This is a genomic window from Vogesella oryzae, from assembly GCF_902829295.1.
GTDB classification, from domain to species: Bacteria; Pseudomonadota; Gammaproteobacteria; order Burkholderiales; family Chromobacteriaceae; genus Vogesella; species Vogesella oryzae.
Genome location: NZ_CADEPL010000032.1, coordinates 1 through 26,089, shown reverse-complemented (window position 1 = coordinate 26,089; position 26,089 = coordinate 1). Strand labels below are relative to the sequence as shown.

The following is a 26,089-nucleotide window of genomic DNA, read 5'->3' as shown; positions in this document are numbered from 1 at the left end:
TCATCTTCACTATAGTAACCCACTTGCGTTATTGATATCACTCATGCTTTGACAACTTGTAGTTCCACTGTTTCTAGTCATAGTTGAGTTTTTTTTTTAATGTGAACATGCTCTCTTCGAGCTCACCACCCTGTGTATAGTCGGCAGCGACAGATTTGTATAAGGGACAGAAGAAAGAAGGACAAGCTGCGCGCCGCCGCGGCGGCCGCCGGCCAGCCGGAATAAGCCCCGACAGCAACACGCCCTGTGGCCAACCTTGCCGGTAGACAAGGTTGGCCGCAGGGCGTGTTTGCGTGCCGGATGATGGAACCGCCGGCTTAATCGCCGAAGATGTCCGCCGAGAAGTACTTTTTCTGAATCTTGCCGTAGCTGCCATTGTTGCGGATCTGGCTGATGGCCTGATTCAGCCGCTGCACCAGCCCGGCATTGCCCTTCTTCACCGCGATACCGGCGCCTTCGCCAAAGTAGCGGGCATCGGTGATCGGCGCGCCGACAAAGGCATAGCCCACCCCCTGCTTGGTCTGGATAAAGTCCTGGTCACCGACTTCGCTGGTGACGAACACCCCGTCCACGCGCCCGGACTTCAGATCCAGAAACGCTTCCGGCGCCTTGCCATACACCACGATGCTGGCGCCGTTCCTGCCCCACACATCGCGGGCATATTTTTCCTGGGTCGAAGCGCGCAGCACGCCGATGCGCTTGCCATTGAAGTCTTTGGCACCGATGCTGGTGCCCACCTTGGCGATCATGCGCGCCGGCACATGGTAGTACTTGTTGGTGAAATCCACCGCCTTCTTGCGCTCGGCGGTAATCGACATCGAGGACAGGATGGCATCGTATTTATTGGCGTTCAGCCCGGGGATCAGCCCGTCCCAGTCCTGCGGCACGATCTGGCAGGTCACCTGCATGGCCTGGCACAGCGCCTGGGCGATATCCACGTCAAAGCCTTGCAGATTGCCATCCGCCCCCTGTCTGGTGAACGGCGGGTAATTGCCGTCCATGCCAAAGCGCAGCGTCTCGGCCTGGGCCGTGCCCAGCATCGCCAGCAGCATGCCGGCCAATGCCAGCTGTTTGATCGGTGTGTTCATGATGTTCTCCTTTGTCGTTGTGAGATTACCGCCCGAATCAGTCCAGCGCCGCCAGCAAGGCATCCGGTGCAGTGCTGGCCAGGCCCATGCTGGCCAGCGTCCGGCCATGCCGGCGGTAATCGGTTTGGTTGAAGGCGCCGGCCAGATTGAGGCAGGCATCCAGAATCGGGGTCGCCAGCCCGCACAGGCGGGCCAGCTCGTGGCAAGGCACCAGCAGATAGGGCACGTCTTCGCTGATGTAGCGCGACTGCGGCCCCTCCGGGGCGCTATGCAGCTTGCTGTGGGTGTCGCTTTGCCGGTTCAGCGCCAGCACGCTGTCAAACTGCGTGCCGTACAGATCGTTCATCGCGGCCAACTCGCTGCGCAGTGTCAGCCCCAGCGCGCGGCCAACCTGCAGCCGTTCGGCATCCAGCTGCTCGGCGGCACGCGCCACGCCCGGCGAGCAGCAATCGCGGTAGAAGCTGAAGCGGCCAGCACTGTTTTCCAGCAGCCCCATGCTGCAGATGGTCAGTAGCGGGTGGCCGCCGAAATTGATGTTCTCCAGCCCGGCTTCCAGCACATTGCCAAGCGGGGTCAGGGGGAGCGGCAATAGCGGCTGCAGCCGCGCCAGTGCCTCCGCGGTGCGGCTGGCCGGCAAGGCGGCGGCCGGCAGGTGGCGCTTGATGCCGAAGATGGCCAGCTGTGCCGGCGCCACAATCCGCGTCGCCCAGGGAATGGAAATGCAGTCGACAAAGGTGAGATCCAGCGCCGCATAACCATGCTCCCGCTGCAAGCGTCGCAACACCAGCGAGCCGTAATTGCCGGGCATCAGGCAGATCAGCTGGCCACTGCGCAGATGCGGCAACAGCGCCAGAAACAGCGCTTCCTGGGCAAACGACGGCACCGGCAGCAGCAGGATATCGGCAAAGGCGGCGGCTTCGGCCAGCGAACGGGTCAGCGTGTGCGGCGACGCGTGGCCGGCCAGTTGCAGCGCTTCGCCATCCAGCGCCGGCAAGGCGGTGATGCCGCCAAGCTCTTCAATGACAGCCAGCTGCTGATCGAATCCGGGGGCGCCATACAGGCAGACTTCCACCCCTTCGCGGCTCAGGTGGTAGGCGGCGGTCAGGCCGGCATTGCCGGCCCCGAGAACAGAAACGCGGAGCGATGACATGGACTGAATCTCTGGTGAGTGATCTTCAGTGCCATCTTGGCCAAACTCCATAACCAGAAAAAATGCTATTTCCAGCTGAATCCATGCCGCAACGTTATGGATGGCTTATGGCAGCCACGGCGGCGCACCGCCGAACAGCGCCTCGCCGTGCGGCAGGTACTCCACCTGCAACAGGATGCCCTCCTCGCGCGCCAGCTCGAAAAAGGCGCGCAGAAACACATGGGTCGACGGCGCCAGCGGCCGCAAGGTAGGCAGCAGGATCAGGAATTCGAACGGCAGCGCCGGCTCGAAGCGGTGAATGGTCACCGCTTCGTTCTGGTTGCGGGCGATATGGGCGGTAAACGGATCGGTGACCGCCGCGCCAACACCGGCCGCCACCAGACTGGCGAGGGCACTGGCGAAGGACACTTCGATCGGGTCATGCCGATGCATGCCGGCCTGGCGGAACACATGATCCAGCAGCTGCTGCGCCGGGTCTTGTTCGTTGCGGATCAGCACGGTGGTGGCCAGATCGCCCGGTGTCAGCGGCCGGTGCAACTGCGCCAGCGGATGCGCCGGTGGCAGCAGACAGACACTGTCGCAGCGCAGCCGCAGCCCGCTCATGCCCTCGCCAGCCTCGCACCCCAGCGCAAAGCCGATATCACAGGTCTGGATGGCTACCCGCTGCAGCACTTCCTCACTTCGAAAGGTCTGTAGCGTCATCGCCCCCTGAAAGCCCTGCTGCAGGCATAGCCGCAGCGCTTCCGGCAGGAACAGGTTGGACAATAGCGGCATCGCCGCCAGCAGCACAGCGGCAGTCTGGTGCTGGCGCTCTGGCGCAGCCGTTCCATCCCGACAAACGCCCGGTCCACCTCCAGATAAAAAGCCCGCCCCTGCGAGGTGGGCTGCAAACGCCCCTTGATGCGCTCGAACAGGGGAAAGCCCACCGCCTCCTCCAGCGAAGCAATCAGCCGGCTCACCGCCGGTTGCGCAATATGCAGATAGTTGGCCGCAGCCGTCACCGTGCCCAATTCGATCACAGCCTTGAATGCGCTGATCTGCTGAAACTTCATATCCGCTCCTGCTGAGGCTTGCCTGGGTAACATCCCGCGTTGCCGTATTCACGGTGTGCCGCCGCAGACAGCAACAGGCTCCCGGTGGCACGGCAGGCATGGTAAACAGCTTCCGCGCCGCGCGACAGATGCGGCTCCCGGCGGCAGGCAACAAAAAACCCCGCGCGGCCAGCCGGCGGGGTTTTCATTGTCACGGCAGCACGACGGATCAGCTCTCCCAGCGCGTTTCGCGCCACTCGGCCATTTCTTCCTTGTCGAGGAAGGTCCACGCCACCACGCGGCTGACCTTGTTGCCCTGCGCCATTTCCAGCACCACCACGCGGCGTGCGTCGCACATTTCCAGCTCGCGCTGCAGGCCGCGCACATTGTCCACCTTGGACACCAGCGAGCTGAACCACGCCACCTGGTGACCGTAGCGCACGCTCTGGCGCGCCATGGTGGCCAGGAAGTATTCCTCGCCGCCGTCGCACCACAGTTCGTGATGCTTGCCGCCGAAGTTCAGCTCGACATTGGCCATGCGCTGGCCGGTAAGGTTGGCCACCTTGCGCCGTGCGGCAGCGTCGGCTTCCTGCGCCGAGCCGTGGAACGGCGGGTTGCAGATGGTCAGGTCGAAACGGTCGTCGCGCTTGATGATGCCGTCGAACACGTCGGCGGGATTGGTCTGCTGCCGCAGCTTGAGGCCGCTCTTCAGCTGCGGGTTGGCATCCACCAGCAGGCGCGCCATGCGCAGCGCATCCGGGTCGATATCGCAACCGACAAAACGCCAGCCGTATACGCTGCGGCCAACGATGGGGTAGATGCAGTTGGCGCCCACGCCCACGTCCAGCACGGTGACACGCTTGGGGATGGTGCCCTTGTTGCTCTTGGCCAGCAGGTCGGCGGCGTGGTGCAGGTAGTCGGCACGGCCCGGTACCGGCGGGCACAGGTAGCCCGGCGGAATGTCCCAGAACAGCACGCCGTAGTGATGCATCAGCAGCGCGCGGTTCAGCGCCTTCACCGCCGCCGGATTGTGGAAGTCCACGGTTTCGATACCGTGTTCGTTGTGACGCACAAACTCGGCCAGCTCCGGGTTCACCGCGATCAGCGCGGCAAAATCGTAGGGGTTGCGATGGGCACTGCGAAAGTGCAGGCCCGGTTTGCTGTCGGAAGCAGGAGTAGTCATGGCAGGTACCGCAAGATCAATCGGCGGATTGTACGGATTTCTGGCCCGCGCTGCAGGACTGCGGCCAACCTTTGTGTGGCCGGCCGGCGTGCTACGGCGCATGCCGCTGACTTACAGGCTTAGCCGCCGTGCTGCCCGGGGCTGCCCGGCTGGTATTTGTGCCACACCCGGCGCAGGTCGCGCGCCGAGGCGAAGCCGGCGCCCTCCGCCGCGCGCTCCACGCTGCTGCCCTGCTGCAGCAACTGGCGCACCACGGCGATGCGCAAACGCTGCTGGTATTCGACGATGCCGACACCGGCCTGCTCGCGGAACAGCCGCGTCAGATGCCGCGGGCTGAGGTGCACCCGTTCGGCCAGCACTTCCACCGGCCAGCGCTGCGCCGGTTCGCGCGCGATCAGGTCCTGCGCACGGTGCACCGCCGGATGCAGGTGATTGCGGAACGCCAGCCACGGCGACAGCTGCGGATCGTCACCGGCACGGCGCGCATACAGCACCATGCGCCGCGCCACGCGGCCGGCGATATCGGCACCGGCGTGGCGTTCGATCAGCGTCAGCGCCAGATCCATGCCGGTGGTAATGCCGGCCGAGGTGGCGATGTTACCGTCCTCGACATAGATACGGTTGTCCAGCACCCGCGCCGCCGGCGCCACTGCGGCCAACTTGGCGACGATGCTGTGGTGGGTGGTGCAGGCACGGCCATCCAGCAGCCCGGCCATGCCGGCCAGCAAGGCACCGGAGCAGATGGTGGCCAGCTGCACCTGCGGCGTGATGTGCCGGCGCAGCCACGCCACCAGTTGCTGCGCCTCCGGCGTGGCGTAATCGGCATCCTCGTCCACCGTGCCGCACAGCAGCACCAGGCTGCCGCTAGGCAGGATGTCCGGCAGCGGGTCGATCAGTGATGCCAGCCCCAGCGAGCTGACGCATTCGCGCGCCGGGCCGGCCACGTGCAGGCGGAACGGCGCGCCCTCGTCGATGGCCATGCGCAATGCCTCGGCCGGGCCGACGAAATCCAGTGCCAGGTAACGCGGGGTGAGCAGAAACCAGATGTCTTGCATGCGGCCAACCTGTGCGTAATGCCGGACTACAACTCGCCCAGCTTGATCTCCGGCGCGTAGTCGCCGTCCACTTCCTTGACGATGGCCTGGCCGGCGATCACCCGCTCGCCGTTGAAGGTCAGCGTCGGGTTGCCGTGCAGCTGCCAGCCACGGTTCAGCGCCTCGCTTACGCGATGGCAGAAGGCGGCATCGTCAGGGCCGGTCAGCAGGCGGTACAGTTTCATGCAGAGAGTCCTTGAGTCGGGCGCCGCTCACAGCATGGCGCGATAAACAATGAAGCCGGTATTCGCCGCCAGCCTGTCGTACAGGCGACGGGCGGTGGCATTGTCCTGGTGGGTATGCCAGTACACGCTGGGGCAGCCGGCCGCGCGGGCAGCGGCTTCTACCGCCGCGATCAGCGCCCTCGCCACCCCCTGCCCGCGTGCCTGCGGGGCGGTATACAGATCCTGCAGATAGCAGGCGTACTGCGGCAGCAGCGTGTTGCGGTGGTAGATACAGTGCGCCAGTCCGACCAGCTGGCCGTCCAGTTCTGCCAGCAGCAGCTGCATCGGTTCGGCCTCGTCCAGCAGCCGTTGCCAGGTCAGCGCAATCTGCCCGGCATCCAGCGCGGTCGGCCCTTGCCGGCCGTAAAAGGCGTGATAGCCATCCCACAGCCTGCGCCAGGCGGCTTGGTCGTCAACCCGGGGCGCGCGTACCAGCAGACCGTTCATGCCCGTCCCCCGGCCATGGCCCCCGAACGCCGCAGCGCGACCAGCTGGGGACCAAGCACATTTATCGCCAGTCCGCCCAGCAGTACCGCACCGCCGGCCAGCTGCCAGAAGCTCAGCCGCTCCCCCAGCGCCAGCGCCGAGGACAGCACGCCGAACAACGGCACCAGCAGCGAATACGGCGCCACCACGTTGGCCGCATGCCGCGCCAGCAGCTTGCTCCACTGGCCGTAGCCGAACAGGGTGGCGATCAGTGCCAGGTAAGCGACGGCGAACAGGCTCTTGCTGCTGAACACCAGCGACCAGTCGATCTGCGCCTGTTCGGTCAGCGCCGACAGCCCGAAGAACGGCAGGATCGGCACCAGGCTGCTCCACACTACCAGCCCCAGCATGTCCGGCTTGTGGCCGGCCGCGACGATACGGCGCACCACCACGTTGGAAAATGCCCAGCTCAGTGCCGCACACAGGGTAAGCAGGAAACCTGCCAGCGGCAGGCCCGCCGCGCCCAGACCGCCGATCAGGTACAAGCCGAAGCTGCCGACCGCCAGCCCGGCCAGCTGCCAGCGGGTGAAGCTTTCACGCAGCCACAGCAGGCTGATCAGCAGGGTAAAGAATGCCTGCGACTGCAGCACGATGGAGGCGAGGCCCGCCGGCATGCCCAGCTTGATGGCGGTAAACAGGCAGGCAAACTGCCCCAGCCCGACCGTGACGCCGTATAGCGCCAGCCAGCGCCACGGCAGGGCCGGGCGGCGCACGAACAGCAGGCCGATGCCGGCGGCGGCGCTGTAGCGCAGCGCCCCCAGCAGGAATGGCGGCACGCCGGCGACGCCCCACTTGATCACCACAAAGTTGAAACCCCATACCGCCACGATGGCGAGGGCAATCAGACGGTCTTGCCAGTTCATGGCCTGCACTCCCGTAACCGCACTCAAAAAGATGGACCGCCCCTGGCGGCGCCAACCAGACGCCCCCACCTTACCGCGCCAATGCCAGTGGCAACAGCAACAGTGTGTTCGCCCGGCAGTGGTTACAGCCGGCGCGGCTGGAACACGCGCACGCTGCTGGCGGGGTTGGCCGCCAGCCGGGCGCCGCTGCGCCGCGGCCGTGGCAGCAGCTCGCCGCCGCAGTTTGGGCACTGGTGCTGCATGGCCGCCGCGCAGTCGCGGCAGAAGGTGCATTCGAAGCTGCAGATCAGTGCCTCGGCGCTATCGCCGGGCAGATCGCGGTCGCATTGTTCACAGCCGGGACGCAAGGCCAGCATGGCAGACTCCTCATCAGCGGCGGCGAGGTCGGAACAGGACAGTTCGCCACCTGGGTCAGGTCAATCGATAGCATCATTCTGCGCATCACCGGCACGGCTGACGAGGCAACATCCGGCCCGCTAACGGACAGATTGCGCCATCGCACCCTACTCCGCAGGCTGTAAGCGCGATGATACAAAGCCGACAACAGCGTGATAACGCCGGCTGCAACACTGCAGGCTGACGGGCGTACTGCCCCCTACACGGAGCCAAAACTCATGTCACACCCGACCCTTCGCCACAGCCTGTTTGCCCTGTGCGCCAGCCTGCTGGCCGCCAGCGCCATTGCCGCCCAGCCGTTGCCGCCGAATGCAGCCCCCGGCGCCTGCCCGCCACCGCACGCCGAAGGCCGCATGCACGCAGAGCCGGGCTCGCTGGAACCGTTGCTGCCGCAACTGCAGCTGAGCGCCCGCCAGGAAATGCTGTGGCAGCAGGCGGAAACCGCCCGTCTGGCGCGCATGGTGGCGCAGCGCCGCGCCGCACAGCAGGCACAGGCCGCGTTGCGTGCTAATCTGTCCAATCCGAAAGTGCCGCTGAGCGTGGCGCTGCGCGATGCCCAGCCGGCCGCCAAAGACGCCCCGTTTACCGGTAGCGAGTGGGCCAGCTTCTTTGACAGCCTGTCTGCGCAGCAAGCAAGCCTGGTACGACAATACCTGCTGGCGCAATCGGGTGATAACATGCCGCCCGCATCACCCGGCATGCCACGCGAGGGCGAGCAGCCCAGACCGTAAGGCCGGCTGCGGCGCCCAGCGCGCCGCGGTACCAGCCCATACCCCAGCCACGGAATACGCTATGTCAACCCAAACCATACGCCTGCTGATTGTCGATGACGATCCGGATATCCGCAGCCTGCTAGCCGACTATCTGCAGGGCTACGCCATGACCTGCACCACGGTGGCAGATGGCAGCGCCATGCAGACCGCCCTGGAGCAGGAAAGCTTCGACCTGATCATTCTCGACCTGATGCTGCCGGGCGAAGATGGCCTGACGCTGTGCCGCCACATCCGCCAGCAGGGCGAAACGCCGATCCTGATGCTGACCGCACGCGGCGAGGCGGCCGACCGGGTGGTGGGGCTGGAGCTGGGCGCCGACGACTACGTGGTCAAGCCGTTCAATCCGCGCGAGCTGGTGGCGCGCATCCATACCATCCTGCGCCGCAGCAAGCGCCAGCTGCAGCCGCTGGAAGTGCAGGAAGTCCGCTTTGCCGGCTGGACGCTGCACCACATCAAACGCGAGATCACCACACCGGAACAGGTACTGATCCCGCTGTCGCATGCCGAATACCGGTTGCTGTGCGTGTTTCTGGAGCGCCCGCAGCGGGTACTCAGCCGCGAGCAGCTGCTGGATGCCGCCCGCGGCCGCACCATCGAGGCATTCGACCGCAGCATCGACCTGCTGGTCTCGCGCCTGCGCCAGAAACTGGGCGATGACCCCAAGTCGCCGCGGCTGCTGAAAACCGTGCGCGGCGAAGGCTATCTGTTCGACTGCAAAGTGGAATGACAGGAACCCCCTGATGAAACGCCTGCTCCGGCTGCTTCCCGATACCGTATTCACCCGTCTGTTCGGTCTGGTGGTCGCGGTGCTGCTCACCTCCCACCTGGTGATGACCAGCCTGTTCTGGTATCTCGGTCCGCCCCAGCCGCGTGATTTCCCGCCGCCGCCGGCCAGCAGCCAGCCGACGCCTGGCAGCGTGCGGCCAACCTTGCCACCGGGAGGCACGCCCCTGCTGCGCCCGCCGCCGCCGCGGGAAAACCGCCCGCATTTCCCGCCGGACTTCTGGCTGGCGCAACTGGTTACCCTCGCCATCATCAGCCTGCTGGCCTGGTATGGCGCCCGCCGGCTGGTCCGCCCCATCCAGCAGCTGACACACGCTGCCGCGTTGCTGGGGGACAATCTGCAAGCCCCGCCGGTCGAGGAAGCCGGGCCGGAAGAAACCCGCCAGGCCGCGCGGTTGTTCAACCGCATGCAGGACAAGCTGCGCCAGCAGATGGCCGAGCGCAGCCGCTTTCTGGCTGCGGTATCGCACGATCTGCGCACCCCGCTGACCCGCATCCGCCTGCGCAGCGCCCAGCTGGAAGATTCGGCACTGCAAGCCAAGCTCGGCAAGGATATCGACGACATGGCCGCCATGCTGGATGCCACCCTGGCCTACCTGCGTGACGATGCCAAGGAGGAAGCCTGGCAATGGCTGAACGTCACCGCGCTGGTACAGGCGATGGCGGAAGACGCCGGCGAGCTGGGCCACAATGTCAGCACCAGCGGCCATGCCGACCGCGTCTACACCCTGCCGGCCAGCCTGCGCCGCTGTCTGGAAAACCTGCTGGAAAACGCCATGCGCTACGGCGGCGGTGCCGCCGACATTACCCTGCTGTGCAGTGACGGCCAGCTGCGCATCGATATCCACGACCACGGCCCGGGCATTCCGGAGCAGCAGCTGGAGCACGTGTTCGAGCCGTTTGTACGGCTGGAGGAATCGCGCAATCGCCACACCGGCGGCACCGGCCTTGGCCTCTCCATCGCCCGCGATGCGGCGCGACGCATGGGCGGCAAACTGGAATTGTTCAATGCTGCGGAAGGCGGACTCACCGCCCGGCTGGAATTGCCGCTGAATACCGCCGCCACTTTGTATCAAGCCTGATACCAAGCCAATACATGCAATAGACATGATGCCTGCACACTAGCGGCTGCCCGTGCGGTAAGACGGGCGCACGTGTGCCCGTAACCTCGCAACAGGGAGATGCATCATGACTAGTGCAATCGGCAGTTACGGCGGCTATCAGAATACGATGCCTGCCACCCAGGGTCCGCGACCGCGCCGGCAAAATGCCGACGAAATGGCCGCCGATCTGTTCAAGCAACTGGCCACCAACAACCAGGGCTACATCCAGGCCAGCGACCTTAGCTCGGCACTGAGCAGCGTCGGCGATACCACCACCGACGGCCAGGCCTTGTTCAAGGCACTGGACAGTGATAACGACGGCAAGGTGACCCAGGAAGAAGTCTCCTCGGCGCTGAAGAAAATCGAGGCGCAGATGGGCGACGAATTCAACGCCATGCGCACGCAGGGCATGCCGGACATGATGGCCGGCGGCATGCCGCCGCCACCGCCGCCCAAGGATGACAATGGCGGTCTGGACCAGTCACAGCTAAGTTCGCTGGCCAGTGATGCCGCCAGCAGCGGCGACACCTCTGCGGCCAACCGCTTTGCCAGCCTGGCAGCCAACTTTGACAGCGCGGACAGCAACGGCGACGGCAAGGTCAGCTTCCAGGAAAGCATCGCCTTCGAGCAGACGCAGCGCAGCCAGGAGGCCAGCGCCGGCAGCAGCGACAACAGCAACGAGCTGATCGCGCCGCAGGCACTGCAGCGGCTGATGGGCATGCTGCGCCAGTACGACGGCGCCAACATCACCATCATCAGCCAGCAGATCAGTATCGACGCGTAAAGCTCGCCGGCGCGACCGGGTGCTCCGGCAGGAACAGCTCGGCCAGCATGCAGCGCACGCCGCCGCCGCCCAGCGTCTCGATCACCGGAATGGCCGGCGTCACCAGCCGGCCATGTGCGGCCAACTGCTGGCACTGGGTCGGCGTCAGGGCTGCATGCGCGCGCTGTGACAGCACCAGCAGCGGCTCGCCGGCGGCATTGTGCAGCGCCAGCATATTGCCGGCCAGCGCCACCACCTGTTCGCGGCTGAGGGCGATCACCTCCTTGCCATCGGCCGCCAGCTGCTGTTGCAGGGCATGGCGCTCCTCGGCATCCGCCACCGCCTCCAGACACACCACTGCCCACGTCGGGCCGACACACATCAGCACATTGGTATGGTAGATCGGCCGCCCGGCCGCATCGGTGGCGGTAAACGCCGTCACCTGATAACCGATGCGGCTGGCAAACTGCCGCAGCTCTTCATGATGGGTACGGCTGGACAGCGCGGCATAGATCCGGCGGTGCGTACGATCCAGCACCATGCTGCCGGTGCCCTCCAGATAGCGCCCGTGCCGCTCCGCCGGCGACAGATCCACCAGCCGCCGTACGTCGAACGTCCCGCGCAGCCAGGCCACGATATCCACCCGTCGCTCCAGCCGGCGGTTGACGCCCTCCATCGGGTACAAGTACAGGCTGCCGTCGGTGTGGGTAGAGAACCAGTTGTTGGGAAAAATGGAATCCGGCGTGTGGGGCTCTGCAGTGTCATCGAACACATCCACCGTCACGCCATGCTGGCGCAACAACCCGACATAGGCATCGAACTCGGCCAGTGCCGCCGCCTGCGCTGCCGCCGGTTCCAGCACCGCCTGCTGGTAGGCATTGCTGGCGGCGGTATCCGGATTGAAGCCGAAACGGCAGGGACGAACCATCAGGACGCGGGAAGTAGTTTGCATGATGCGGGGCAACATTGGCCGGGTGGTGAACATGGGGGGATTGTGCAAAAGGTGTCGCATTGATAAACGACGAAACAGGGGCATCTGACGCACACTTGCCGTCGTTATCATTTCCCGCCGCAGCGGTTTCCGCTGCCTATGCCATGCAACTGGACCGCATCGACCGGCAAATCCTCGACATCCTGCGCCGGGACGGCCGCATCACCTATCAGGCACTGTCCGAACAGGTGCACCTGACCGCCCGCCCCTGCCAGGAACGGGTGCGCAAGCTGGAGCAGGCCGGCTATATCCGCGGCTACCATGCCGATGTGGTCCTGCCGCAGCCGGAAGGGGTGGTGGTACTGGCGCAAGTGGCACTGGGCGACAAGCTGGGGCGCAGCGCGCAGCTGGCGTTCGAGCAGACCATGCGCGACTGCGCTGAGGTAGAGGATTGCTGGCTGGTCAGCGGCGAGTTCGATTACCAGCTACGGGTCAGCTGCCGCGACCTGGCGCACTTTCGCGAGCTGTCCGGCAGCTGGCTGGACGATGCCCGCTTCCGCATTGCGCGCATCGTCAGCAGCCCGCAGCTGCAGCAGATCAAGCTGGGGCAGCGTTAAGCGCCTGCCTGCCACCCTGCGGGCAAGGGAACTGTCATCAGTGAGCCAGCGGCAGGCGGCCAACTTGCAGCCGGTAACGCGCCAGCAACTGCGGCAGCCCCTCCGGCGCGGCCAGCGCGGCGAACTCGCGCACCCGCTGCTCGCCCAGTTCATCGCCGGCAGTGGCGGCTGCAGCCGGATGGCACATCAGCAAATCACCGTCGCCGGCACTGGCGAGCCAGGCTTCCAGCAACGCCGGATAGTCGGCACTGGCGGCAAAATCGTACACCCCCAGCAGATGAGCATTCATGGTCATGCCGCGCTGGCGCGCCAGACGCTGCAGCATGCCGCTGCCCAGCATGGCGATGATGCGCGCCTTGCGCGCATAGCTGGCCGGCATGCTCGCCGCGCGGCTGCTGCGGGTGTTGCGCAACCATGGCGGCTGCGCGGCATAGCGTTGCTGCAGCTGTAGCAGCAGCGCCTCGCGGATCTGCGGCAACTGGTGTACATGCTGGTGGCCATCCACGTAATCCGGAGCGCGGCCAACATGCTGCTCGAAAGCATCCAGCTGGCGGGCAATCTCGCGGGCGATGGCGGTGCGGTCCAGCAAGCGCAGATAGCTTTTCACGATCAGCGACGCCAGCGGCAGCACATAGCCTTCGCTCCCCAGCTGCTGGGTAAAGTTCAGGTGCAGGCCCAGCGCGATGCCGCTGGCCTTGAGTTCGTCCAGCCGATAGCTCATTGCCGGCGCCAGCGTCATGCAGCTGGCCGCGCTCAACCGTCCCTGCTGCGCCAGCTGCACGATGCCATCATTAATGGCGGGCGACTGGCCGAAATCGTCGGCACAGATTACGATGCGCGCTGCCATTTTCTTCCCAGCCGCGTGCTCCGTTACCGGGGACCGGTTGCAATTGTTCATGTCTCGACTCTTCAAACAAGCTAGCTGGTTCATTGTGGTCGGCTGCGCAGCGGCAGCCACGCACTGGCTGATCGCCGTACTCTGCGTCGAGCTGGCGCATCTGCCGCCACTGCTGGCCAATGTGGTGGGCTGGCTTACTGCCTTCGTGGTGTCATTCAGCGGCCATTACCGCTTGACCTTCCGCCACCAGCGCGTCGGGCTGTGGCATGCCTGTCGCCGTTTCTTTCTGGTGTCGGCCGGCGGCTTCGCGGTGAACGAAGCCGCCTACGCGCTGCTGCTGCGCCTGCAGGTGTTGCGCTACGACGTGCTGCTCTTCCTGCTGCTGCTGGGCATGGCGGTGATTACCTTTCTGCTCAGCCGTTACTGGGTGTTCCGCAGTAAGCCTGCCTGATCGCCGGTGTCAGCCGCCACACGCGCTGCTTGCCGTGCGCCAGCAGCGCCGGCAGCTGGGCCAGCCACGGGTAGCGCGTCGCATCATCCCCATACCCCCACAGCCACCAGTCTCCACCGATCGACTTGTCGCACAGCCGGGCGGCAAAATCGCTGGAGGTCAGCAAGGTCTGCTTGCCGGCCGCCTGGTCGAACAGACTGGCGTCATACAATTCCTTGCGCCAGTTGTCTTTCAGCGGGATGTCCGCATCGTTCCAGCGGCTGATTACCCACGCCGGTTGCTGTAGTTTGAGATAAAACGGCAAGTCATACTGGTATTCGTCCAGCATCACCAGCCGGTCGCCGCCAGCCATCTGGCCATGCATCTGCTGCGCCAGTACGTGCGCCGATTCGCCTTCATGACGCGACACCGCCACCACGGCGACCACACACAGGCTGGCGGCCAGCGCCAGTTGCCAGCCAAAGGCGCGGCCAACCGTGTTGCCGCGAGACTCTGCCCCCCACCCCATGCTCAGCGCCAGCAGCGCGGCAAACGGCGGCACTACCGGCAGGATGTAACCCACCAGTTTGGACGCCGGCAACGAGAAGAACAGCAGGATCAGCCCCAGCCAGCACCACAACAAGGCTTGCACGTCCCGCGCCATGCCGGCCGGTGCCCGCCCCTGGCGCAGCATCGGCCACAGCCGCCAGGACCACGGCAGCGTCAGCAGCAGCAGTACCGGCAGATAGAACCAGATCGGCTGGCTATTGTTGAAGCCGGTCTGCGAGAAGCGCTTGAAATGGTGGTAGATCACGAAGTAGTCGAAAAAGCCGTGATACTGCTGCTGCATCGCCACGAACCACGGCAGCCCGGCAGCCAGGAACAGCACGATGCCCGGCAGCCACAGCAGGGTAACAATGGCGCGGTAGCGGCGGGTGAGTAGAACCCACAGCACCAGCACCCCACCTGGCAGCACGAAGCCGATCAAGCCTTTGGCCAGCATGCCAAGGGCCGCAAACAGATAGGCCAGCGCCAAGGCGCCGCGGTAAGCCTGCCCGCGCTCGGCCAGCAGCACTGCATGCGCGGCCAGCACGATAGTGGCGGAAATCATGCCGGCCACCAGCATGTCGAGGTTGGCAAACTGCGAACCGGCAAAGAAGAACGGCTGCGTCACCAGCACCAGCAAGGCCAGTAGCGCCGGACGTTGGCCGACATGCTGGCGCAGGAACCACCACAGGCTGATGGCACCGGCGGTGCCGCCGAGAATGGAGGCCAGCCGCGCGCCCCAGACATTCAGGCCGAAAACCTTCAGTCCGAAAGCCGTCAGCCAGTAAAACAGCGGCGGCTTGTGAAAGAACGGCATGCCGTCCAGCAGCGGCACTGCCAGCCGGCCACTGGACAGCATTTCCCAGGCCACACCGACATAGCGTCCTTCGTCCGGCAGCATCAGCGGGCGGATACCGGCGGTCAACGCCAGCCAGGCAAACACCAGCAGCAGCATGCCGGACAACGGCAGTGCCTGCAGGCGGGCAAGCCAATCACGTGGCTGGGGAGTCATTCGTTTTCCTTGTCGTGGGCCGGCGCGGACAGCCGGCTGGGGAGATGTTGCCGCACCAGATACAGCGGGCGGCCCTTGACCTCGTCAAACACCCGCGCCAGATATTCACCGACGATGCCGATGGAAATCAGGATGATGCCGGCCGAGAACAGCTGCAGCGTCACGATGGTGGTCCAGCCGGACAGCGGGTGCTCGTGCATAAAGTAATTCACTACCAGATACAGGCCATACGCCACCGACAGCATGGCCAGCAGGAAGCCAAGCAGGCTGACCATGCGCAGCGGCCAGGTGGTGAAGGCGGTCAGGCCATCGAACGCCAGCCGCAATAGCCGCAACATGCTGTAGTGGCTGCTGCCGTGCAGGCGCTCGTCCGGGGTGTAGTCCACCGCAATGGAAGCGAACCCTACCCAGGCATACAGCCCTTTCATGAAGCGGGTGCGCTCCGGCAAGCGCAGCAAGGCGTCCACCACCGTGCGGTCCAGCAGGCGGAAGTCACCGGCATGCGGCGGCACACGCACACCGCGCGTGCTGCTGAGCAGGCCGTAGAACAGGCTGGAGCCCATGCGCTTGACCGGCCCTTCGTCATCGCGGTTTTCGCGTACCGCGTACACGTTGTCGTAGCCTTCCAGCCAGCGACTCAGCAGCACTGGAATCAGCGAGATCGGATGCTGCATATCGGAATCCAGCAGGATCACCACCTCGCCTTGTGCCGCTTCCAGACCGGCGCTCAGCGCCGCCTCTTTGCCGAAGTTGCGCGACAGCTGCACGTAGCCGAAGCCCGGGCGCTGCGTCCACTGCGCCATCAGCTGCGGCGTGGCATCGGTACTGCCATCATCCACCATAATGATTTCCCAGCGGGTACCCAGTTGTTCCAGCAAGGCCGACAGTTGCGGCAGCAGTTGTGCCAGATTGTCGTGCTCGTTGAGCCCGGGCACGATGCAGCTGACGGCGACGCCCGCCAGCGTCTCCGGACGCGGCACCATGCCCACCGTGCTACGACGCAATGGAGATGACAGGCGGCAGGTAGGGGTAGCAGCATCAAGCATGGCAAAGCTCCAGATTGCATTCGGGTAGCCGCTGCGCGGGGGCGCAAACCGGCGCACCATAGCGGCAGCATCTTAACGCTTTCTTAAAAAACGGCTGTCGCAGGCAACGGCGGCGCGGAGGACAAGGTCGGGGCCGCTATTGTGCCCCATGCCTGAGCAGGCAGCTACTGCCCCCTCGGCATGGCAACACGATGTCCACCGCCGCTACCGGTAAAGGTCTGAAAGCAAATGCTTGAAAACCCCTGTCATGCGTCCGGATAGCACAACGCCCGCCTTGTGACGGGCGGGCGTTGTGTCATGCGGCCAACGTTGGCCGCAGCAGACAGCTTAGCCGGCGTTGACCGGAATCTTGCCGATCTTGACGCGCCACTCGGCCGGACCGGTGTTGTGCACCGAGGTGCCACAGGAGTCCACCGCCACGGTAACCGGCATGTCCTTGACTTCGAACTCGTAGATCGCTTCCATGCCCAGGTCTTCGAAGCCGACCACTTTCGATGCCTTGATCGCCTTGGACACCAGGTAGGCGGAACCGCCCACTGCCATCAGGTACACCGCCTTGTTGTCCTTGATGGCGTCGATGGCGATCTGGCCGCGCTCGGCCTTGCCGATCATGCCCAACAGGCCGGTCTGCTCCAGCATCTGGCGGGTGAACTTGTCCATGCGGGTGGCGGTGGTCGGACCAGCCGGGCCAACCACTTCGTCACGCACCGGGTCAACCGGGCCCACGTAGTAGATGAAGCGGTTGGTGAAGTCCACCGGCAGCTTCTCGCCCTTGTTCAGCATGTCGATCATGCGCTTGTGCGCGGCGTCGCGGCCGGTGAGGATCTTGCCGTTGAGCAGCAGCACATCGCCCGGCTGCCAGCTGGCCACTTCTTCCGGGGTGATGTTGTCCAGGTCCACGCGCTTGCCGTTGGAGCTGTCGTAGGTGATTTCCGGCCAGTCTTCCAGCTTCGGCGCTTCCAGCTTGGCCGGGCCATTGCCGTCCAGGTGGAAATGCACGTGACGGGTGGCGGCGCAGTTCGGGATCATCGCTACCGGCAGGCTGGCGGCGTGGGTCGGGTAGTCGAGGATCTTCACGTCCAGCACGGTGGTCAGACCACCCAGGCCCTGGGCGCCGATGCCCAGCGCGTTCACCTTCTCGAAGATTTCCAGACGCAGCTGCTCGACACGGCTCAGCTCGGCGCCGCTGGCGGCCTTGGCCTTCAGCTCATGGATGTCGACGTGGTCCATCAGCGATTCTTTCGCCAGCAGCATCGCCTTTTCCGGCGTGCCGCCGATACCGATACCGAGGATGCCCGGCGGACACCAGCCGGCGCCCATGGTCGGTACGGTCTTGATCACCCAGTCGACGATGCTGTCGGACGGGTTCAGCGCGTAGAACTTGGACTTGTTCTCCGAACCGCCGCCCTTGGCGGCACAGATCACTTCCACGCCGTCGCCTTCGACGATCTCGAAGTGCACCACCGCCGGGGTATTGTCCTTGGAGTTCTTGCGCAGCCCGGCCGGATCCAGCAGCACCGAGGCGCGCAGCTTGTTGTCCGGGTTCAGGTAGGCGCGACGCACGCCTTCGTTGACCATCTCCTGCACGCTCAGGGTGCTGTCCCACTGCACTTTCATGCCCACTTTCAGGAACACCACGGCAATGCCGGTATCCTGGCAAATCGGACGATGGCCTTCGGCACACATGCGGCTGTTGATCAGGATCTGCGCCATGGCGTCTTTGGCCGCCGGGCTTTCTTCATGCAGATACGCCTGATACAGCGCGTCGATATAGTCTTTCGGGTGGTAGTAACTGATGTACTGGAAGGCATCAGCGATGCTCTGGATGAAGTCTTCCTGACGGATGATGGTCATTGTTGCGATCTCCAGCGTGGGGCTGTTTCAGGTTAGCCCGCCCATTTTAGGGAGTTACGCTGCGCTGCGCCATCGTTCGCTACTGCCGCGACGACAGCCCCGTGCCGGCAGCCGGCAGGGTATGGCCGGCGCGGCAACAAAAAAGCCGGTCGCTGGCGACCGGCTTGGTAAAGCGATGGCAGGCATCACGCTTTCTTGACGAACTCCGACTTCAGGCTCATGGCGCCGATGCCGTCGATCTTGCAATCGATGTCGTGATCGCCGTCCACCAGACGGATGTTCTTCACCTTGGTGCCGACTTTCACCACCAGCGAGGACCCCTTCACTTTCAGGTCCTTGATCACGGTAACGCTATCGCCGTCCTGCAGCACGTTGCCATTGGCATCGCGAATTACGCGCGCAGTTTCGGTTTCTTCGGCAGCCACTTGCGGCCACTCATGCGCGCATTCCGGGCAAACGTAGTTGCTACCGTCTTCGTAAGTGAACTCGGAATGACATTGCGGACAATTGGGCAGCTGGCTCATACAAATACCTTGAACGATTGGCGGGCTGATACGACGTTGGCCGCATGCACCCGCGGTAAGAAAGCGGGCATTATGCGGCAGCAGGCAGGGTATTAGCCAGTCGCCCTACCAACAGAGGGGTTAAATCCGGCGCCTAAAACCGGCCGCGACCGAACGCAGACTATAGCTGCAGCGCCTGCTGACCGGCGGCGCGCTTGTGCTGCAGATAGGGGGCTACCGCTTCTACCGGCAACGGCTTCGCTTCCAGGAAGCCCTGCATTTCATCGCAGTGGTTCGCCAGCAGCCAGGCTTTCTGCGATTCGGTTTCCACCCCCTCCGCCACCGTGCTGCAGCCCATGTTCTGCGCCAGGGTGATGATGGTACGTGCCACCGCGCGCCCTTCCTCGCGATCCAGATTACGCACAAAGGCCAGGTCGATCTTCAGCACCGATACCGGCAATTGCTGCAGATAGGCCAGCGAGGAATAGCCGGTACCAAAATCGTCCAGCGCGATGTAAAGCCCGAGGAAACGCAGTTGCTGCAACACCGGCAGCGCCCATTCCAGATTTTCCATCGCCGCGGTTTCGGTGATTTCCAGCTCCAGCTGCGAGGGTTCGATGCCGTGGCGGGTGCAGCACTGCAGCAGAAACTCCGGCAGGCCGCTATCGCTTAGCTGCCGGGTGGACAGGTTGATCGCCAGGCGGCCGACACACACGCCCTCGCGCTGCCATGCCGCCAGCTGTGCCAGCGCGCGCTCAAAAATCCAGCGCCCCAGCTCGAGGATAAAGCCGGTTTCCTCCGCCACCGGTATGAATTCACCCGGGCTGACACTGCCGGATGGCGGCTGCCAGCGCACCAGCACCTCGAAACCGGCCACCTGGCTGTCGTCCAGGGTAATGCGCGGCTGGTAGACCAGGTAGAACTCGTCCTGCCGCAAGCCGGCGGGCATCTGGCTGGCCAGCTCCAGCCAGCGCCGGGTCTTGGCCGGCTGCGCCGGATTGAAGGCCTTCAGCCCATGCTGGCCGCTGCGCTTGGCGGCGGCCATCGCCAGCTCCGCATATTGCAGCAGCTGGTCCGGCTGCTGGCTATCCTGCGGAAAGCGGCTGTAACCGGCGGAAGCACTGGCCTGCAGGCTGACTTCGTCCCCCAGCTGGAACGGATGGTCGAATGCCGCCAGCAACAGCTCGCCGCGCGCCTCGATCCAGCTCTCCCCGCTCATGATCACGGCAAAACTGTCGCCCTGCAGACGCATGATTTCCTCGCCCGGCATCAGCATGCTTTTCAGGCGCTGGCTGCACGCCACCAGCAGCTCGTCGCCGACGCGGTGACCGAATACCTGGTTGATGCGCCCCAGCGCATCGATGTTCAGCACCAGCAAGGCGCCCTGCCCCGGCTGCTTCACCACCGCCGCCAGCCGCTCCAGCGTGGCGCGGCGGTTGGGTAGCGAAGTCAGCTCGTCGTGATCGGCCAGCCATTGCAGCTGCAGGTTCTGCTGCACCTCGGCGCTGACATCGCTGACAAACGCCAGCGTATACATGCGCCCGCCCCACTGCAGCGGCGCCAGCGCCACGTTGACATAGAACTTGCTGCCGTCGCGACGCACCGCCTGCAATCCCTGCCGTTCGCTCATGCGCTTGATTTGCGGCGCCGTGTAGTAGCCAACGCGGTGGCTGACATGCTTTGCCTGGAGTTCCGCCGCCACCAGCTCTTCCACCAGCAGTCCGTCCAGCGCCTCCGGCTCGGCCAGGAACATGCTTTCGGCGGTGTGGTTGCTGCTGGTAATCACCCCACCCGCATCCACCACCAGAATGCCCAGCGGCGCTCCCGCCACCAAGGCATTCAGCCGCCCCAGCGCATCTTCGTGCGCCGCTTTTTCGATATTCAGTTGCTGGTACGGTTGCAGCAGCCGGGTCTCGATCACCCCGCGCAGAAAGAACGCCTGACCGATCACCTTGAACACATGGCCCAGGCCGTTGGCCAGGTCATCCACCAATTGGTAAAAGCAGAAGAACAGCTCGCCAAACGCCAGCACCAGCAGACCCGCGGCCAACCATTGCCCGGCAGCAATCGCCGGCCCCGCGCGCTGAATGCGCCAGGCCAGCAACAGGTAACTGCCCACCAGCAGCCATTCCAGCAACACTTTCAGCGGCGACAAGCCCTGCCCCGGCACGAACAGCAGCGGCAAGCTGCCGTGATAGGCCACCCCCAGCACGGCAAACAGCAGGCCGTACACCAGCAACAATGGCGCGGCGCTGCGCTGGTTCCGCTCCGGCAACAGCAGGAACAGCATCGCCAGTGCCACGGCACTACGCGCGCCCAGCCACAACACAATCGCCTTGTGCGGGGTATTGAGTCCCAGGAAGGCCGGCAGCACCGGATAGGACACCGTGTGCAGGATATCCAGCCCCGCCACCACCATGAAACCGATCGCCATCACCCGCAAACGGCGGCTGCTGTCGGTCTTGAACCACGACATCACCGCCACCAGCAGGCTCATGGCAATCGACATGATTTCCAGCAGCGTGTGAATGGCAGCGTAATCCGGCAGCCGCAGCCAGCCGGCAAACACCAACTGCAACAGCAACAGAGCACCGATCAGGATGCAGATCCGTACTGCCAGCTGTAGCGGTGACAGCTTGCTCGCAACCTTGGTTGCGGATGGCGGCATGGCGGGCAGTTGGATCATGACAAGGCGGTTCCACGGCAAAGCAAGTGATCAGAAAACAGGCCGGCAGTGCCAACCCGGGTACGCCGCAGCGGCACACCGTAACGGCTGATTCATAACATATAGGCGTAAAGTCCGGCAGCTACATTAATGGCAGTTGCCGCCCCGGCAACCACGAATCACCGCGCGAGTCGTGCCTGCGCATATTGTTCACCACACCCGGTCTTTAGAAACTCCGGCCGCTGCCGGTGCCATTTCGGCTGATTTCTGCCCGAGCATGCAACATGCAAGGTTTTAAACATACTAAGCCGGATAGGCGGCTTTTCCGGCTGCAGTTTATTACTTGCTAATTAAAACGTTATTAACTTAGAAATAAACACCAACTGCCGTCACCACGGAGACGTACATGACCATTTCCCAGCGCCTTGCCCTGCTGATTTCGGTAGCCATCGCCGGCCTGCTGTTAATGACAGCCACCACCTTCCTGCAATTCAGCCGTATGAACCAGCAGTTGCACACGATCAGCGATTTCGCCATGCCCAGTGTGATGGTGCTGGGGGATTTCAACCGCGAGCTGCTGGAAGAGCGCAATTCGCTGCTGGCATATATCCTGGCCACCGATCCGGCACAGAAACCGGCTATCGAACAGTCGGTTCGCAGTCATCGCGATGCCATCGGCAAGGCATTGCAGGACTACAAGCCGCTGGTTGATGGCGAAAAGGATGCCGCCTACCTGAAACAGCTGGAAGACGGCGTGGCCGAGCTGGACAAACTGTATGCACCGGCGCTGGCCGCTTCTGCCGCCGGCAAGACCGAAGAAGCGATACAGCTGGCCAACGCCATGCGCGAGCGCTTTCTTGCCGTCCAGAAAGTCGCCCAGGAACATCTGGCCTACAACCAGAAGGCCGCTGTTGACGCCAAAGCTCAGGCAGAGGCTGTCAGCAGCGAGGCCGGCATGATGGCCGCCGGCGTAGCGATCCTGTCGATTGCGCTGCTGGCGGTGATGGGCCTGCTGACCTACCGCCAGGTCGTGGGCAGCGTGCAGCGTGGCCAGGCCAGCATCCAGCAGTTGGCCGCATCGCTGGACTTCACCACCCGCTGCGAAGTACGCGGCAAGGACGAAATCGCCCAGATGCTGGCGGCGTTCAACCAGCTGATCGAAAAACTGCAGGGCAGCCTGCGCACGGTAATTAGCGCCTCGCGCGACGTATCGCAGTCGGCCACCGAACTGGCCGGCTCAGCCAAGCAGGTGGCTTCCGGCTCCAATGCACAGAGCGAATCGGCCTCTACCATGGCCGCCGCGCTGGAACAGATCACCGTCAGCATCAACCATGTGGCCGACCGTACCCAGGAAGCCAACACCCTGGCGCAAGACACCGGCAGTCGTGCCCAGAGCGGCGCGGCGGTGATCACCGGCACCAGCCAGTCGATCGAAAGCATTGCCGGCGCGGTCGAACATGCCTCCAGCGAAATGAACCAGCTGTCGGAACGCACCCGCGAAATCGCGGTAGTGGTGAACGTGATCCGGGATGTGGCCGACCAGACCAACCTGCTGGCGCTCAATGCCGCCATCGAGGCGGCCCGTGCCGGCGAAATGGGCCGCGGTTTTGCGGTGGTGGCCGACGAGGTGCGCAAACTGGCGGAACGCACCGCGCAATCGACGCAAGAGATCGCCGCCATCATCGGCGCCATCCAGACGGTATCGGAAAGTGCAGCCGTGCGGATGCAGGGCGTGGTGCAGAACGTGGAAAGCGGCGTCGGCGAAGCCGGCAAGGCGCGTGGCGCGATTCAGGAAATTGCCGATGTTGCCGAGCAGAGCCGCCACCTGGTCGGCGAGATCAGCCATGCCATCCGCGAGCAGGGCACCGCCGCCAACAGCATCGCCACCCAGGTTGAAAGCGTGGCACAGATGGCGGAAGAAAACTCCGCCGCCGCCTCGCATGTGACCCAGCTGGCCAGCCGGCTGCAAAACCTGTCGCAAAGCATGGAGCACGAGGTAGCGGTGTACCGGGTATAGCGCGCGCGGCCGGCTAAGGCCGGCCCGCGCGGCAAGCTCAGGCCCGAGCCGGCGTGGCCACCTGCGCTGGCGCGCGCTGCAGCCCCCACACGTTGGCCGCAATGATCAGCAGCACGCCCAGCACTTGCCAGCCATCCAGCAGGTGGCCGTAGGCCAGGTAGTCCACCAGCAGCGCCACCACCGGGTAGCTGAACCCCAGCAGGCCGATCCAGTGCGTGGGCAATTGACGGAAGGCGGCATACATGATGATGTACATCAGCGTGGTGTGGACCAGCCCCAGCGTTGCCAGATAAGCCCAATGCGGCCCGGCTACCCACAGGCTGCCGTTGTCCAGCAGCGGCCACAGCAACAGCACGCCGGTCAGCGTCTGCACGCAGGCAATGTGGGTTGGTGCCAGCGTTTTCGGCAACTGCTTGCTGATCAGCGTCACCACCGCGTACAGCATGGCGGCGCCCAGCGCCAGCAGGATGCCGAGCAGCCCGCCTGCCTCGCCCTGCCCCGGCTGCACGATGAACAGCATGCCGGCGAACGCCACCGCCACCGCGGCCAACTTGCGTGCGGTCAGCGCCTCGCCCAGCACCAGCCGGCCCAGTAGCAGCAGCCAGAACGGCTGGGTGTGATACACCACGGTGGCGATGCCGATCGAGCTGTAGTGGTAGGCATTGAACAGCAGCAGCCAGTTGCTCACCAGCGCCACCCCGCCGGCAATGCACCATAGCAGGCTGTTGCGGGTAAACGGCCACGTCTGCCACAGCCCACGCCACCAGGCATACAGCCCCAGCCCCAATGCGCCCAGCACACAGCGCACGAACACCACGTTCCATACCGGCTGACCGGATTGCAATACGAACCAGCCGATGGTGCCGGACAGGCCCATGGCGGCCAGCATCTGCCACACGCCAGTGCGTAAATTCTGTTGCGTCATGATCAAGCTCTCCTTGCCGACTAGTGTGCAACAGCATAAGCAGCCTGCGCAGCTGGCTGAATGGGCTTTGCAAGGCAAAACCGGCTTGCTACCTTGCAAATATCGCCAAATCGACAGGATTGCCTGCCATGAAAGACTGGATCGACGTGCAGCTGGCCGGCCTGCTGCAGCAGGATGCACGGCAAAGCATTGCCGAGCTGGCACGACAGCTGAAGATGTCCGGCCCCAGCGTATCGGAACGGCTGAAGCGGCTGGAAGAACACGGCGCCATCCGCGGCTACACCCCGGAGCTGGACTGGCAGCAATGGGGCTATACCCTGCAGGCCATCGTGCGTTTGCGCCCGCTGCCGGGGCAGCTCAAGGCGCTGGAGGCGCGCATCGTCGCCACGCCGCAGTTCACCGAGTGCGACAAGGTGACGGGCGAGGACTGCTTCATCGCCCGCCTGCTGCTGCGCGACATCGGCCAGCTGGACGAGATTCTGGACGGATTTGCCGAGCTGGCCACCACCGCCACCAGCATCGTCAAATCCAGCCCGGTGCTGCGCCGGCTGCCGCCGCTGTTGCCATAGCGCGCAGCGGTTCCATTCACCAGGCATTAAAGGTACATTGTTAAGTCATGTTAGCGAACAGTTGCAAGTTGGCGCTGCCGCAGTGGACGCCGCCAGCCTTACCTTAAGTGATGCGATGCCATGCCGACCGATCCGAGCCACTACCGTCTGCCCGATGGCCTGTTCGTGCAAAACCGCCTGCAGCAAGGCGGCGACTGGCACTTTGTCCTGACCGACAAATTCCGCCAGCGGCTGTATGCCCCGCATCAGGACAAGACCTTGCCGCCGGTGCCGGAGCACCAGCTCGATGCCGTGCAGGAAGTGCAGGTACTGGCCCGCTATTTTGCCCGCCTGCTGTACCTGCAACCGCCCAAGCTGCAGGGCGAGGACATTGCCGTCCTGCTGACCCGGCTGCAAACGCTGGCGCAACACAGCCCGGATGGCGCCATCGCCGCCATCATGCTGTGCCCGTGGCAGGACTACGCCGCCCAGCATGGCATCAACGCCGCGCTGCTGGCCTGTCTGCTCGGCGGCGCCTTGCAGCTGGCAGAAGACGAACAACACAGCCTGATGTTGGCCGCACTGTGCATGAACCTCGGTTCGTCCGGGCTGCACAACGAGCTGGCCCGCCACGAAGGCCACCTCACCACCAGCCAGCGCAAGCAACTGCAAATCCACCCGCTGGTCAGCTCGGCACTGCTGCGCGAGCTTGGCTTCGACAGCCCGCTGCTGCACCAGTGCGTGCTGGGGCATCACGAGCGTTTCGACGGCAATGGCTACCCCTTCCATCTGCCGCAGGAGCAGATTTCCGAGCTGGCACAGCTGCTGCGGGTGATCGATATTTCCACCGCCAAACTGACACCGCGAAGCTATCGCCAGCCGGTGCCGGCGCAGCGGGCGCTGGCGCAGCTGTATACCCAGAGTACCGAGCAGTTCGACCCGCAACATACCGCACAGCTGGTCAAGATTCTCGGCGTCTACCCCACCGGCAGCTTTGTCCGTCTGGCCAGCGGCGATACCGCCATCGTGGTGGCGCAGGGCGAACAGCTCAACCTGCCGCTGCTGGCCCCGCTGCGCGAGCTGGAGCAAAGGCTGGATGCCGATAGCAGCCTCATCGCCAGCCAGCTGACCGTGCAGGTGGAGGCTCGCCACCTGCAGAAGCTGGGTTCACTGTGGCCGCTACCGGCCTGACATCGCCGCCCACCGCCGCTGCCACCGCC

The 26,089-nt window shown here is 64.4% G+C and carries 27 protein-coding genes; 9 read left to right on the top strand and 18 right to left on the bottom strand.

The features are described from left to right. Positions 1-317: 317 nt before the first annotated feature. From HU218_RS12815 to HU218_RS12770, 10 genes are all read right to left on the bottom strand, one after another. On the bottom strand, positions 318-1,088 hold the full coding sequence (locus HU218_RS12815) for a transporter substrate-binding domain-containing protein (protein ID WP_174875333.1): 771 nt from the start codon (positions 1,086-1,088) through the stop codon (positions 318-320). A 37-nt stretch (positions 1,089-1,125) separates the two neighbouring features. Next, complete coding sequence (locus HU218_RS12810) at positions 1,126-2,238, bottom strand: NAD/NADP-dependent octopine/nopaline dehydrogenase family protein (RefSeq protein ID WP_174875332.1); 1,113 nt, start codon at positions 2,236-2,238, stop codon at positions 1,126-1,128. Positions 2,239-2,343: 105 nt separating this feature from the next. After that, positions 2,344-3,012, bottom strand: a complete 669-nt coding sequence (locus tag HU218_RS12805; RefSeq protein ID WP_174875331.1) for a LysR substrate-binding domain-containing protein — start codon at positions 3,010-3,012, stop codon at positions 2,344-2,346. Continuing rightward, complete coding sequence (locus HU218_RS12800; RefSeq protein ID WP_174875330.1) at positions 2,937-3,290, bottom strand: LysR family transcriptional regulator; 354 nt, start codon at positions 3,288-3,290, stop codon at positions 2,937-2,939. The genes HU218_RS12805 and HU218_RS12800 overlap by 76 nt, the downstream gene beginning before the upstream one ends. Positions 3,291-3,498: 208 nt before the next feature. Then, on the bottom strand, positions 3,499-4,452 hold the full coding sequence (gene rlmF / locus HU218_RS12795) for a 23S rRNA (adenine(1618)-N(6))-methyltransferase RlmF (RefSeq protein ID WP_174875329.1): 954 nt from the start codon (positions 4,450-4,452) through the stop codon (positions 3,499-3,501). Positions 4,453-4,571: 119 nt separating this feature from the next. Continuing rightward, entirely contained in the window at positions 4,572-5,507 is a 936-nt protein-coding gene (locus tag HU218_RS12790) for a GlxA family transcriptional regulator (protein WP_174875328.1), read from the bottom strand. 26 nt (positions 5,508-5,533) lie between these two features. Then, complete coding sequence (locus HU218_RS12785) at positions 5,534-5,731, bottom strand: DUF1737 domain-containing protein (protein WP_174875327.1); 198 nt, start codon at positions 5,729-5,731, stop codon at positions 5,534-5,536. A gap of 27 nt (positions 5,732-5,758) precedes the next feature. Then, positions 5,759-6,217 (bottom strand): GNAT family N-acetyltransferase, encoded by a 459-nt coding sequence (locus tag HU218_RS12780; RefSeq protein WP_174875326.1) that lies wholly within the window; start codon positions 6,215-6,217, stop codon positions 5,759-5,761. Further along, positions 6,214-7,119 carry an EamA family transporter gene (locus tag HU218_RS12775; protein WP_174875325.1) on the bottom strand — a complete coding sequence of 302 codons (906 nt, stop codon included), beginning with the start codon at positions 7,117-7,119 and terminating at the stop codon, positions 6,214-6,216. The genes HU218_RS12780 and HU218_RS12775 overlap by 4 nt, the downstream gene beginning before the upstream one ends. 122 nt (positions 7,120-7,241) lie before the next feature. Continuing rightward, on the bottom strand, positions 7,242-7,475 hold the full coding sequence (locus tag HU218_RS12770; protein ID WP_174875324.1) for a DUF1272 domain-containing protein: 234 nt from the start codon (positions 7,473-7,475) through the stop codon (positions 7,242-7,244). A 258-nt stretch (positions 7,476-7,733) separates the two neighbouring features. On the opposite strand from HU218_RS12770, the gene HU218_RS12765 reads away from it, so the two are divergent. The 4 genes from HU218_RS12765 (at position 7,734) to HU218_RS12750 (ending at position 10,958) form a co-directional block, all read left to right on the top strand. Further along, entirely contained in the window at positions 7,734-8,246 is a 513-nt protein-coding gene (locus HU218_RS12765; protein WP_174875323.1) for a hypothetical protein, read from the top strand. A 61-nt stretch (positions 8,247-8,307) separates the two neighbouring features. Further along, the gene (locus tag HU218_RS12760; protein ID WP_174875322.1) at positions 8,308-9,015 is read left to right on the top strand and encodes a response regulator; all 708 of its coding nucleotides are present in this window, start codon (positions 8,308-8,310) and stop codon (positions 9,013-9,015) included. A gap of 13 nt (positions 9,016-9,028) precedes the next feature. Continuing rightward, positions 9,029-10,153, top strand: coding sequence for an ATP-binding protein (locus HU218_RS12755; RefSeq protein ID WP_174875321.1), 1,125 nt, complete (start codon positions 9,029-9,031; stop codon positions 10,151-10,153). A gap of 106 nt (positions 10,154-10,259) precedes the next feature. Further along, on the top strand, positions 10,260-10,958 hold the full coding sequence (locus HU218_RS12750; RefSeq protein WP_174875320.1) for an EF-hand domain-containing protein: 699 nt from the start codon (positions 10,260-10,262) through the stop codon (positions 10,956-10,958). On the opposite strand, the gene ctlX is transcribed toward HU218_RS12750, so the two are convergent. Further along, positions 10,942-11,889, bottom strand: a complete 948-nt coding sequence (gene ctlX, locus HU218_RS12745) for a citrulline utilization hydrolase CtlX (protein ID WP_174875319.1) — start codon at positions 11,887-11,889, stop codon at positions 10,942-10,944. The genes HU218_RS12750 and ctlX overlap by 17 nt on opposite strands. Positions 11,890-12,032: 143 nt before the next feature. Between ctlX and HU218_RS12740 the strand changes: the two genes are divergently transcribed. Further along, positions 12,033-12,485: an Lrp/AsnC family transcriptional regulator gene (locus HU218_RS12740; RefSeq protein ID WP_174875318.1), complete on the top strand. Its 453-nt coding sequence runs from the start codon at positions 12,033-12,035 to the stop codon at positions 12,483-12,485. Between the two features lie 37 nt (positions 12,486-12,522). Here the strand turns inward: HU218_RS12740 and HU218_RS12735 are convergent, their stop codons facing one another. Then, positions 12,523-13,332 carry a ChbG/HpnK family deacetylase gene (locus HU218_RS12735; protein ID WP_174875317.1) on the bottom strand — a complete coding sequence of 270 codons (810 nt, stop codon included), beginning with the start codon at positions 13,330-13,332 and terminating at the stop codon, positions 12,523-12,525. A gap of 49 nt (positions 13,333-13,381) precedes the next feature. On the opposite strand from HU218_RS12735, the gene HU218_RS12730 reads away from it, so the two are divergent. Then, positions 13,382-13,774, top strand: a complete 393-nt coding sequence (locus HU218_RS12730) for a GtrA family protein (RefSeq protein WP_174875316.1) — start codon at positions 13,382-13,384, stop codon at positions 13,772-13,774. Here HU218_RS12730 and HU218_RS12725 read toward each other — a convergent pair. The 5 genes from HU218_RS12725 to HU218_RS12705 form a co-directional block, all read right to left on the bottom strand. Beyond that, complete coding sequence (locus HU218_RS12725; protein WP_174875315.1) at positions 13,737-15,311, bottom strand: ArnT family glycosyltransferase; 1,575 nt, start codon at positions 15,309-15,311, stop codon at positions 13,737-13,739. The two genes, HU218_RS12730 and HU218_RS12725, sit on opposite strands and share 38 nt — an antisense overlap. Beyond that, positions 15,308-16,357: a glycosyltransferase family 2 protein gene (locus HU218_RS12720; RefSeq protein ID WP_174875314.1), complete on the bottom strand. Its 1,050-nt coding sequence runs from the start codon at positions 16,355-16,357 to the stop codon at positions 15,308-15,310. The genes HU218_RS12725 and HU218_RS12720 overlap by 4 nt, the downstream gene beginning before the upstream one ends. A gap of 327 nt (positions 16,358-16,684) precedes the next feature. Then, positions 16,685-18,211, bottom strand: a complete 1,527-nt coding sequence (locus tag HU218_RS12715) for a fumarate hydratase (RefSeq protein ID WP_174875313.1) — start codon at positions 18,209-18,211, stop codon at positions 16,685-16,687. 185 nt (positions 18,212-18,396) lie between these two features. Then, the gene (locus HU218_RS12710; RefSeq protein WP_174875312.1) at positions 18,397-18,735 is read right to left on the bottom strand and encodes a zinc ribbon domain-containing protein YjdM; all 339 of its coding nucleotides are present in this window, start codon (positions 18,733-18,735) and stop codon (positions 18,397-18,399) included. 160 nt (positions 18,736-18,895) lie between these two features. After that, positions 18,896-21,400 carry a bifunctional diguanylate cyclase/phosphodiesterase gene (locus HU218_RS12705; protein ID WP_174875311.1) on the bottom strand — a complete coding sequence of 835 codons (2,505 nt, stop codon included), beginning with the start codon at positions 21,398-21,400 and terminating at the stop codon, positions 18,896-18,898. 385 nt (positions 21,401-21,785) lie between these two features. Here HU218_RS12705 and HU218_RS12700 point away from each other — a divergent pair, with 385 nt between their 5' ends. Then, a complete protein-coding gene (locus HU218_RS12700; protein ID WP_174875310.1) occupies positions 21,786-23,396 on the top strand; it encodes a methyl-accepting chemotaxis protein in 1,611 nt (536 codons plus the stop codon). Between the two features lie 37 nt (positions 23,397-23,433). Here HU218_RS12700 and HU218_RS12695 read toward each other — a convergent pair whose 3' ends face one another. Beyond that, the gene (locus HU218_RS12695; RefSeq protein WP_174875309.1) at positions 23,434-24,321 is read right to left on the bottom strand and encodes a DMT family transporter; all 888 of its coding nucleotides are present in this window, start codon (positions 24,319-24,321) and stop codon (positions 23,434-23,436) included. 128 nt (positions 24,322-24,449) lie between these two features. On the opposite strand from HU218_RS12695, the gene HU218_RS12690 reads away from it, so the two are divergent. After that, positions 24,450-24,890, top strand: a complete 441-nt coding sequence (locus HU218_RS12690; RefSeq protein WP_174875308.1) for an Lrp/AsnC family transcriptional regulator — start codon at positions 24,450-24,452, stop codon at positions 24,888-24,890. A gap of 120 nt (positions 24,891-25,010) precedes the next feature. Then, a complete protein-coding gene (locus HU218_RS12685; RefSeq protein ID WP_174875307.1) occupies positions 25,011-26,060 on the top strand; it encodes an HD-GYP domain-containing protein in 1,050 nt (349 codons plus the stop codon). Positions 26,061-26,089 lie beyond the last annotated feature (29 nt).